At 68.3% G+C, this 9398-nt stretch carries 10 protein-coding genes and 2 pseudogenes; 5 read left to right on the forward strand and 7 right to left on the reverse strand.

From position 1 onward, the window contains the following. Window positions 1-31 precede the first annotated feature (31 nt). From ABZ260_RS04025 to ABZ260_RS04035, 3 genes and pseudogenes are all read right to left on the reverse strand, one after another. Window positions 32-268 carry a Tn3 family transposase gene (locus tag ABZ260_RS04025; protein ID WP_355612695.1) on the reverse strand — a complete coding sequence of 79 codons (237 nt, stop codon included), beginning with the start codon at window positions 266-268 and terminating at the stop codon, window positions 32-34. Then, window positions 265-2133, reverse strand: coding sequence for a Tn3 family transposase (locus tag ABZ260_RS04030; protein WP_355612668.1), 1869 nt, complete (start codon window positions 2131-2133; stop codon window positions 265-267). Before ABZ260_RS04030 ends, ABZ260_RS04025 begins: the two co-directional genes overlap by 4 nt. 136 nt (window positions 2134-2269) lie before the next feature. Then, a pseudogene (locus ABZ260_RS04035) lies at window positions 2270-2758 on the reverse strand (DUF4158 domain-containing protein); the annotation flags it as partial. A 191-nt stretch (window positions 2759-2949) separates the two neighbouring features. On the opposite strand from ABZ260_RS04035, the gene ABZ260_RS04040 reads away from it, so the two are divergent. Together ABZ260_RS04040 and ABZ260_RS04045 are read left to right on the forward strand one after the other, a co-directional pair. Next, window positions 2950-3159, forward strand: a complete 210-nt coding sequence (locus ABZ260_RS04040; protein WP_355612671.1) for a hypothetical protein — start codon at window positions 2950-2952, stop codon at window positions 3157-3159. Window positions 3160-3193: 34 nt separating this feature from the next. After that, window positions 3194-3784 (forward strand): class I SAM-dependent methyltransferase, encoded by a 591-nt coding sequence (locus ABZ260_RS04045; protein WP_355612674.1) that lies wholly within the window; start codon window positions 3194-3196, stop codon window positions 3782-3784. Window positions 3785-4002: 218 nt separating this feature from the next. On the opposite strand, the gene ABZ260_RS04050 is transcribed toward ABZ260_RS04045, so the two are convergent. Continuing rightward, the gene (locus ABZ260_RS04050; protein ID WP_355612677.1) at window positions 4003-4569 is read right to left on the reverse strand and encodes an NUDIX domain-containing protein; all 567 of its coding nucleotides are present in this window, start codon (window positions 4567-4569) and stop codon (window positions 4003-4005) included. Between the two features lie 759 nt (window positions 4570-5328). On the opposite strand from ABZ260_RS04050, the gene ABZ260_RS04055 reads away from it, so the two are divergent. Both ABZ260_RS04055 and ABZ260_RS04060 read left to right on the forward strand, forming a co-directional pair. Beyond that, on the forward strand, window positions 5329-5589 hold the full coding sequence (locus tag ABZ260_RS04055) for a hypothetical protein (RefSeq protein WP_355612680.1): 261 nt from the start codon (window positions 5329-5331) through the stop codon (window positions 5587-5589). A 101-nt stretch (window positions 5590-5690) separates the two neighbouring features. Further along, the gene (locus ABZ260_RS04060) at window positions 5691-6083 is read left to right on the forward strand and encodes a hypothetical protein (RefSeq protein WP_355612683.1); all 393 of its coding nucleotides are present in this window, start codon (window positions 5691-5693) and stop codon (window positions 6081-6083) included. Here the strand turns inward: ABZ260_RS04060 and ABZ260_RS04065 are convergent. The 3 genes from ABZ260_RS04065 to ABZ260_RS04075 form a co-directional block, all read right to left on the reverse strand. Continuing rightward, on the reverse strand, window positions 6005-6823 hold the full coding sequence (locus tag ABZ260_RS04065) for a BtpA/SgcQ family protein (RefSeq protein ID WP_355612703.1): 819 nt from the start codon (window positions 6821-6823) through the stop codon (window positions 6005-6007). The genes ABZ260_RS04060 and ABZ260_RS04065 overlap by 79 nt on opposite strands. Window positions 6824-6955: 132 nt before the next feature. Next, a complete protein-coding gene (locus ABZ260_RS04070) occupies window positions 6956-8293 on the reverse strand; it encodes a hypothetical protein (RefSeq protein WP_355612686.1) in 1338 nt (445 codons plus the stop codon). Between the two features lie 284 nt (window positions 8294-8577). Continuing rightward, complete coding sequence (locus ABZ260_RS04075) at window positions 8578-8847, reverse strand: hypothetical protein (protein ID WP_355612689.1); 270 nt, start codon at window positions 8845-8847, stop codon at window positions 8578-8580. A 163-nt stretch (window positions 8848-9010) separates the two neighbouring features. On the opposite strand from ABZ260_RS04075, the pseudogene ABZ260_RS04080 reads away from it, so the two are divergent. Then, window positions 9011-9398 (forward strand): annotated as a pseudogene (locus ABZ260_RS04080) (hypothetical protein); the annotation flags it as partial.

Raw genomic sequence — 9398 nt, forward strand, 5'->3', positions numbered from 1 at the left:
CGACGCCGAGTGCGCCCGTGAGGGAAGCCCGTCAGAACAGCGTGTCGCGGACGCGCAGCGGCCGATAGCCGGTGGGACCGAGCTGGGCGAGTTCACCTTCGATGTCGACCTCGATCGCGCCGAAGAAGTTGATGTTCTCGCTATGCGCCGGGGAGATGTGGGCCAGGACCTCATCGTCGATGCGGCGTCCCGCCCTGCGCATCGACTCGACCGCGAGGCCGTAGTACTCGGTGGTCCAGGCGACCACGGCGTTGGTGGCCAGCGTCAGGCACCACGCCTGCTCGGTCTGAGCTTCGAGGTGCCGCGCTCGGAGTGCTCGGCGATCAGGTCAGTGTTGAGCTTGCGGGTCAGCAGCGGCCCGGTGCGCGGGAAGTCGGCCTCGACCTGCGCACGCGATCCGGCCCGGTAGAGCGTGATCTTGCCCAGATCCCGGATCCGCGGGGAGAGCTGCAAGCCGAGCAGGTCGAACAAGCCGAAGTTGACCAGCGTGACCCCGTGGGTGTCCGTCGCGTGCTCGGTGACGGGAATGTCGGTCGCGTTCCCGAGAATCTCGTCGAGGACGTAGTGGGCCTCGCGCTTGGTCGCGACGATGACTTTCGTGCCGTAGGTGGTGTGCTGGTCGGTCACGTGTGTGTACGTCGAGAGCCCCTCGGACGCGAAGTACCGGCTCAAAGCCCTTGCGGTAACTGACTTTCCGCGCGTGGGGAACCGCTGTCCATCCGATGAGGACAGGGTGCCGGTGCCGAAGATCGGGGTGAGTGGCAGGCGCTGGTGGTAGTCGATGATGGCCAGGTTCGCCGCGCGCAGCGTTTCCTCCCGTACGTACCACTCCGACGTCCACGCGAGCACGTCGTAGGAGATCCCGCACGCGTCGGCCATCCGCGTCAGCCCGAGATTGGTGGAGTGGGCCAGCAGCACCGCGATCAAGTTCCGCTTCAGCTCGGGGCTGCGGGCCTGCTTGCCGCCGGCGTGGTTAAAGCAATCCAGGTAGCCGGTGCGTTTGTCCAGCTCGATCAGCAGCGACACGATTGGCGCAAACGGCAGCATCTCGGTCAGCTCCGCCTCCAACGCAGTCGCCTCGGCCGGGACGTCCTCGGCGGTCAGCGGCGAGATCACCAGATCACCGCCGTCGTCCAGACGCACCAGGCCATCCCCAGCAGCGAGGACTCCCTCCAGCTCGCCGAGCGCCTCACCCAGCTCGTCGGCGGCCGCAGCCAGCGCGCGGTCGGGGTCGGCGGGTTTGCCGACCAGCTGGCAGAACTCCGCGCGCTGGTCGACCCACTTGTCCGGTGTGAGCAGGTAGGCGGCCGGGTCGGAGTAACGACGCGAGCCCGGCACGAACACGTCCCCGCTGCGCAGCCCATCGCGCAGCGCCAGCAGGGTGCACAGCTCCCAGTAGTGCCGGTAGGCGCTGGTGTTGCCAGACTTCGCCGCGGTCTCGAGGTAGCCGCGCCACCGCGCGGGCACGAACCCGTCCGGCGCATCGGCTGGGACCCGGCGAGCGCCGGTGGCGTTGAGCTCGCGCAGGATCTCCAACGCCTCCAGCGACCCGGCCGAGGCGGTGCCACCGGCAAACCGCACCGCCGCAAGTGCCTGCGGGGTGAACTGCCGCAGATACCCATACGACCCGTCCAGCGCGGCGAGGTGCCCGTGATCGCGCGGCAACCGTGGAGCGGCCTGCGTCACCGCCGACCGCAGGCGAGGCCAGCCGATCCGTTCACCTCGGATCAGGCCGCCGATCTGCTCGTCGCTGATCTGCGGGTCGGTGATGATGACCAGCAGATCATCCAGCAGCGCCTGCCGGTCTTCTCCGGCTTTGCCCCGTTCGGCCAGCGCGTCGCGCATCTTGCGTTCGGCCTTGCTCTCCCGCGCGGAGATCGCCTGGTCGAACAGCTGCACAACCTCGTCGAGCACGTCGGTCGCCGACTGCGCCAGCATCGTCAGCAGGATCGGGTACCGGCGCTGCGGATCGCGGCGTTCCAGCGCCTGCGCGGTCAACCGCCGACCGACCGTGGCCAGGAACCTGCGCCGCTCGGCAGGCAGCGCCGACAGGTCCAGACCGTCCGCGCCCAACGAGCGCAGGAACTCCAGCTTGGCGACCTCGGCCTTCACCGCGGCCGGGGACGCCTCCACCGCACCGCAGACGGGTCATGCGGATCTCCGGATCGGTGATCAGCAGCCCGTCCAGCGCGGCGCACCGTGCCTCGGTGAACTCGTGCGCCAGCCGGTCGAACGTCTCCCGATGCGCCTCGGCGCGGGCGTGGGCGACCCGCTCGACCACGGTCACCAGTCCCGGACGGATCACGCGTGCCGAGATCAGGTACTCGCACCCGAGCCGGAACAGCAGGGTCGGCGAGTCGTGTTCCATCGCCCTGGCGAGCAGGAACTCGTCTAGTTCCTTGAGCTCCAGCGTGGTCGGCAGCCGCCACCCCAGATACTTCGCCACCAGCCGCAAATGCTCGGTCCGTGTCTTCGCCCGCCGCCCGTACGAGCGCAGCCCCGCCTGGTCGACGCCGAGCTGCTCGGCCAGCCTGGCCACCGCCACCGGCGGGGCCGAAAGCACCTTGTCCGGCACGAACCCCAGCCACGGCAACGTGCATAACGCCACGGCCAAGCCGAGCCGGTCCGCCGGACCACGGCCCCGACCGGGATCGACGAACGCGACATCCGCCGGAGTCAGGGTGAAGAACCTCGCTAGCTCGTCCCTGCCAATCTCCGGGAACCCCCGCAAGCGCTCCAGCTCCTCGTCCGCGAACACCTGCGTCGCCAAGAACGACCTCCCGCCAGACCCACAGATTCCCAGCTCAGAAGCCTACCCAGCCATATCCGCCCGATTTTCGGCGAGTACTACGGGGACCCCCTACAGCGGTACCACCACCTTCGGCAGGCTCGCCAAGGTCTCGCCCTGGTTCCGCGCCACCCTGCCGCTCCTCGAGCGACAAGACCGTGGTGACGTTCAAACTCACCGTGGACAGAAACCGCCTGCCGCAGCGCCTGACCACGTCCTTCCCGGCCACCGGCATCTACGACAGCACCGGGTGGGAAGGCAATACGATCAGCGTCGAGACCCGCTTCACCGGCTGGGGCGGCAGGGTCTCCATCAAGGCGTCGCCCGCGAACAAGGTGACGACCAAGCTTGAGGACAGGGACGGGGTGTGACAGCAGTCGGCGGCCTGACGGCGGCGCTGTTGCCATGAGACGAGCCGGCCTCGGTGACACCGTGGCCGGCCACGCCGGTGACCAATGTTGCCATGTCGCCGACTTTGTCGTTGGCGAGGAGACCGGGGGCCGGGCGTGGGCGTTCGGCACGCTGCCTGGCGTACCCGTCGCCCAGCGGGGACACCGGCCGGTCGGGGTGGACCTGTCGCCGCGCATGGTCGAGCAAGCCCGCCGCAAGTTCACCGCGGCCGGCTTCGACGCCGCGGTGCTGATGGGCGACGCGAGTGATCCCCCGGCACGGGCGGGGCGCTCCTTCGACGTGATCCTCGTCCGGCACCTGCTGCGGACTCTTCCCGCACCCCAGGGAGCCCTGCGCCGCTGGGTGAGCCTGCTGCGCCCGGGGGGGCTGGTGCTCATCGAAGGGAACTGGGACAGCCCCGCAGACGATCAGTCCTATGCCGCCGACTCCGAAGCACTGCCCTGGCTCGGCGGGGTGACCGCCGAGCGTCTCCTCCAGGCCTTGCGGCCACTCGTCGCCGACCTGCACACCGAGTCGCTCACCGACCCCGACCTGTGGGGCCGCCCAATCCACGACGAGCGGTACGCCATCATCGCCCGCCCGTAGCCGACCACGGGTTCCAGCGAACCCAGGGGGTCGAGACACCAATCGAAGCTGGAGACCCCTGGGTTCCCCCTGAAGAACCTTCAGTTCGGCCGTTATCTGGGGAAACAAGACCCAGTGCTCCCGACGCTGCGGCCAGGTGACAAGTCACTCTGTGTAGCTGGCCTACTGTCCCGAATCAGTGAAAGTGGTATCTGATCATGGCTCCCACCTGGGAGGCGTCATCTTTCCTGAGCCGGATACGACAGTCCCGGCTCAGGGAAGATGACGCCTGCGGAAGAGGCGGGTGGATCGAACCACGCCCCGGGTGCGCTGGTATCGATCATGGTCAGGGCATGCTGGACCCAGGGTGCCACGAGCATCTCGGCCTGCTCATCGGGAGTGGTGAAGCGAAATTGGGCCAACTCCTCCCCATCGGCCGTCAGCTCACCGCTGATGACCTGGCAGGCGAAAACCGTGGTCACGTACTGGACGCGGTCACCGTTGCCGTACTCGACCGTCAGCTCCGGCCCTCCGAACACGCCCAGGACGGCTGTCGGTTCGACCTCGACACCGAGTTCCTCCCGCATTTCCCGGACGATGGCGTCGGCCGGCCGCTCATCAGGATCGATCGCCCCTCCGGGCAAGGCCCACCAGCCCGTGCTGATGTCTTCGACCAGCAGAATGCGGCCCTCCTGATCGGTGACGATTCCAGTCACCCCGGGCATCAGCACCAGATCGCGGCCGACGTGATTCCGCAGCCACCGCAGGTAAGGAGAGATCGGCATACGGCTTCCCTTCATCGCCATGGACGCTTCTCGCATCACGTTGACCGAGCCGTATCAGATCGCCTGAGCCGACGCGTCAGGTTCACTGAGCCGCTTCAGTTCCAGGGGACGGCCGATCACCCGGATCGTTCGCCTAACCCTTGACGACCTCACCAACCAGGACAGCGAACTACACCTACGGCTCGACAACCCGCCGACTCCGATCCCCGAGCCCTTCGCCAGCCTCCTGCTCCGCCTGGCTGATGAACGGCCGCACCTCAACACCACGACGAACCCCGGCGCCCGCCGGCTGTTCCCCAGCCGCCGCGCAGGTCAACCCGCCAGCCCCGGCACCATCCGCGAGCACCTACGCCTCGCAGGATTCCTCACCAGCACCGCCCGACCAGCGGCTCTCCGCCAACTCGTTCTCCAGGCCCCGGCACCCGTCATCGCCAAGTCCCTCGGCTATCACCACGTCACCACCACACGAGTCGCCGCTGACGCTGGCGGAACCTGGAACCGCTACGCCCCCAACGACCAGTGCTCTTGAGTACAGACCACTTGATCAACGACTCCTGCCAGCATCAAGGCCCGACACTGACAGGTCTATCCGGGGGGCAGACCAAGTACGGGAGAAAGGGACAGTCGTCCACTCCCATCTCAGCGTCCACGGCACCTACACCTTCGCCATGCCCGACCTCGCGCCCGGCGCCATCCGCGACCTGCGCGACCCGAATGCCGCCGAGGACGATGACGAGATCTGACCAGCGTGGCGGAACAGAGGGTGGCAACGTGGGAGCCATGAAGGAGACACCGGACTCGTCCGCAGCGACCTATGAGGATCTGCTGCGCCAGACCCGCCGGATCCACCAAGAGCTGGAGCGGTACCACGGGATAACCCGGCGGCAACTCCAGGAGGAGTGGAGGACCGTCGAAGCTGCGATCTACGTCGCGCTGGTCACCACCGATGACGAGTCCGGCCAGGTGGCAGGACGGGCCGCGCTGGACGCCGCCCGACAGATCCGGGCGCGGTGGATCCCAGACGCAGACGACCTTCCGTAGCCGTGTCCGGCGCGTTCGTCTAACGAACGTTAGACGAACACCACTCAGCCCCACGGCCCCGTACCGTTCGCGGCGTCGGTGATGGTCTCTACAGTTGCCCCATGGCTTCTGATGACCTGCTCGGGACGGTCTGGGAATTGATGTGGGTTGTACGTCCGTCCGGAACGCATCTCTCGCGGTCGAGCACTCCTGGGGGGAGCAACCCTCTCGTGCGGGATGATGACAACACGCTCGTCGCACAAGCCGTGCTCTTCCCGGCTGACAAAGCGATCAAGGCGGGCGCAGCCGTGTGCGTCTTGGTGGGCATCGTGGTGGGCATCGTTGCCACGAAGGCCACGCCGCACGTCAAGAACAGGTTCAACGACATCAAGTCGAAGCTGAACCTCAAGTCGGAGGGCTCCGTCGAGGCCGCCGCTCAAGAGGCCAGACCGGAGCAGTCCGACTTGGGGGTTGAGGAACCTCGGAGCGGAAACCGGCGCTTGTCCGCTGCGTGACGGCCACCCGGCGCGGCCGCCAGCAGCCGGGCGGCGTTGCCGTGGTGGGTGTGGCCGGCCAAGATGACCGGCAGGCCGGGGGCGGCGACGCGCACCGCCGCGATCATCTCCAGCGCGGTGTCCTCGTCGGGGTGGCACAGCGACACCGCGTCAGCGCCGACCTGGCGAGCCGCTTGGGCGACGGTTTTGCCGCCGCCGAACCAGGTGTAGTGCATCGACTCCACCTCGGCGATGATCTTCACGTTCCAGGCGTCGATCTTCTTGCGGTAGGCCATCACCGCCAGCGGGTCGGCTTCGACCATGCCGTGCGTGGTCAGGGTCGCCCCCACGATCGCGCCCGCCCGCACGAAACTGCCGCCGCTGACCTTGGCAACGGCCAGCGAGGCCTGCACCGCGTTACGCATCAACTGCACGCCCACCTGGAAAGACGGCCCGGTGGCCTGGGTGATGGCGGCGGTGATGAGGCTGATGGCGGCGATCCGCGCCGGATCGCATTCCTCGCCCATGGGGTAGACCCGGTCGACCGTCTGGATCAGAGAACCGTCGGCACCGCCCGCGTGCAGGGCTCGCGCCGAGCCCACGGCGGTGGCCAGGATCTGCTCGAAACTGCCATCACGGTGGAAGGGGGTGCCCGGCAGCGGCTGGAGATGGATCATGCCCAGGATCAGTTTGCCCGAGCCGGGCCACGGTGAGTCGTTCTCGCTCAGTGTGCTGTCCTCCCTTCGCCGCGACCGACGGATGAGAAACCTCGCCGGCCCGCATCAAGATCGACGGGATGTTCTTCACACTCTCACCTGCTCGCCGGGCGCAACAGAGCGGTCACCACGATGGCCGAATCCGGTCATCCCTCAGCAGCCCAGGCACAAAGGCCGTCACGGTCGACGAGGGCGGACGATGAGGGGGCGAAGACGAGCCCACCGGGTCAGAGCGCGGCTGACCACGGCGGCCAGGAGGCGGCTGGGTACCTGGGTAAAGGTGGCTGCGATCCAGAAGCGGGTGATCGTCTGGCGGGCGTGCTCGCACGCCGGACGCGGCTCAGGATAGGGATCGCCGGGGACGTAGCGGCCTTCGACCGGGCAGAGCGGCACGCCCGCGGCGCGCAGAGCGCAGGTGCGGTGCTGGCCGTTGGTGATGGCAGAGTCGCCGTCGTCCCAGGCGATACAGTCGAGAAATAGGCTGTCGAGCCAGAGGGCATCGCGCGCGGTGAGCTGGTCACGCTCGGCCGCGGTGAGAAACGGGCGCCAGTCATCGCCTTGATGGGTAACGGCGCGCTGCGCGAGGGCGCCGATGAGCTGCCAGTTGGCCCGATGGTAGGGGCAAGTGGCGAAATCGTTCGGGCCAAGCCGGGTGAACAACTCGGCGTGCACGGCATGCAGAGCACCGTCGGCGTCCTGCTCGTCGGGGTAGTCGCGCTCGATACGCTCCCCCCGCTCGGCGTGGGCGCATTTAAAGGAGTTGTGCGGCCAGGGCAGGGATGACAGCGGCACCAGCCGCACACCGTTGACCCCCTGCAGCAGCCGACGCCGTTCGACGGGGTCGGCGTAGTGCTGGGGGTAGAGGTCGTGCTCGTCCGCAGGAACGACGGTGTGCTCGCGCGCCGCCTGGCGCAACGCCCGCGCGGCCTGGACCTCAGCGGCGGTGAAGGGGCGCGCAGGCGGCACGCGCGGATCGAACGGCGGCCCGTCACCACCGGCGTCCAGGCTGCCTTCGAAGGCGTCGCGCTCGGGATTGACGTACGCCAGCACCCGCACCGGCTCATCGGCGCGCAGGAGCAGGATGCCGCCGCTGCCGCGGGTCCTGACCAGCAGCAGCGGCCCGTTTCGCCAGGCAGGGTCGGCGATGAGGTGGTGCACGTGCTGCTGGTCTAAGACCGCGAGCCATTCCAGGCGGGCGAATCCCTCATCCGGGCTGCGGTCGCCGGCCGGGTATCGGTCGGCGATGACTTCGAGGTAGTCGCCTGGCTGCAGCGCGGGGCCGGGCAGCGTCAAGGTGGTCGCCGGCCGCCGCGCACGCGACCGGGCACCGCTGGACGGCTCCACCTCGCGGGCTGCGGGCGGCGACAGGTCCGCTCTCCTGGTGAGGGCGTGGGCGAAGAACGGCGCGGCCTGCCGCGGCCACCAGGGGTGGGTGAGTTCGTGGCGTTCGCGGGCCGGATCCACCCCGGTGAAGACCTGATGATCTCCCAGGCGCACCAGCAGCGGTCCGGGCATACCTGAACAGAAGACGGCCACCGGCCCGTGCTGCTGAGATGCCCTGGAATGCACGATTGACTGGCGGGGAAGGACCTCACAGCGCTCCACCCGAGCGTGGAAGGCCTGCGGCTCGACGTGGGAGGCGGAGTATTGATCGGCGATGACCTTCAGGTAGTCGCCAGCGGCAAGTGCGAGGACATCTTTGCGACGGCGAGAAGGCGTGCCGGACATTCAAGGCTCCCAGAGGGCGGTGTGCTCATGCGGGGGTGCAGGACCGTGGTCGTCATGGGTATCCCATAGTGTCAATCGGCCGCCCCGCAGACCCGGTGCTCAGCGGAACCGGTGATGCGCTCATCGATCTGTTGTGGCTTTGCCGCGCTGGGTACCGGGCGCATCACCGGTGCTGCGGTGAAGGCGACACCCGGTGATCGCTGATCCTTACCCGCTGCGTTCTTCCCGCTGTTTCCTTGTTCGGAGAATGTTCTCACCCCAGGCGGCTGCTGCTGGCCGATGCTCGCCGCCACGGCATGGCCATCTTGGTTTTGGACATCAACCGCAGCGTCGATTCCCACCGCAGCGGACCGCACCCCCTGTCGGTCACCGCCACCGGCTGCTGGGTCTTGGTCGACCTGCATGGCCTTTGGGGGGAGCACGGTCTAAAGCGATGCGGCGGCGGTCGGGGCAGGCGGCTCGGCCGATGCGCCAGCCGCCGTCGTCGGGGATGCGGCCGGCGACGTGATCCCCCGCGTCGAGGCCCCGGTCGTGTACCTGCGCACCGGCGACGAGCGGCCGATCGCGACCCCGCAGGTCTGCCCGTCCTGCGGTGACGCGATCGACGCCTCCCAGGAGCGGTGGCGGTGCGTACGCGGTCGTGCCTGCCGGGCCATCGCCTCCATCACCTACGCTGCCGGCCACGACCAGCTCGACATCGAAGGGCTGGCCACGAGCCGTATCGAGCAGATGCTGGATGCCGGGCTGATCACCGACTTCGCCGACCTGTTCTCCCTGACCCGCGAGCAGGTGTTGGGCCGGGGCGTGCTGCTGACGGCCCAGTCGTTCCTGCTCTCCGGCCCCACCATGCTGAACCCGCTCACCAGGGACGATCTGGACGCCGAGCTCGCCA

This window comes from Streptosporangium sp. NPDC006013 (genome assembly GCF_040614275.1).
Lineage (GTDB): Bacteria > Actinomycetota > Actinomycetes > Streptosporangiales > Streptosporangiaceae > Streptosporangium.

Coding starts and splice junctions, on each gene's coding strand:
- ABZ260_RS04045 (WP_355612674.1), top strand. CDS start 3,194: ATGAGACGAGCCGGCCTCGGTGACACCGTGGCCGGCCACGCCGGTGAC.
- ABZ260_RS04070 (WP_355612686.1), bottom strand. CDS start 8,293: ATGCCCGGACCGCTGCTGGTGCGCCTGGGAGATCATCAGGTCTTCACC.
- ABZ260_RS04055 (WP_355612680.1), top strand. CDS start 5,329: ATGAAGGAGACACCGGACTCGTCCGCAGCGACCTATGAGGATCTGCTG.
- ABZ260_RS04060 (WP_355612683.1), top strand. CDS start 5,691: ATGGCTTCTGATGACCTGCTCGGGACGGTCTGGGAATTGATGTGGGTT.
- ABZ260_RS04050 (WP_355612677.1), bottom strand. CDS start 4,569: ATGGCGATGAAGGGAAGCCGTATGCCGATCTCTCCTTACCTGCGGTGG.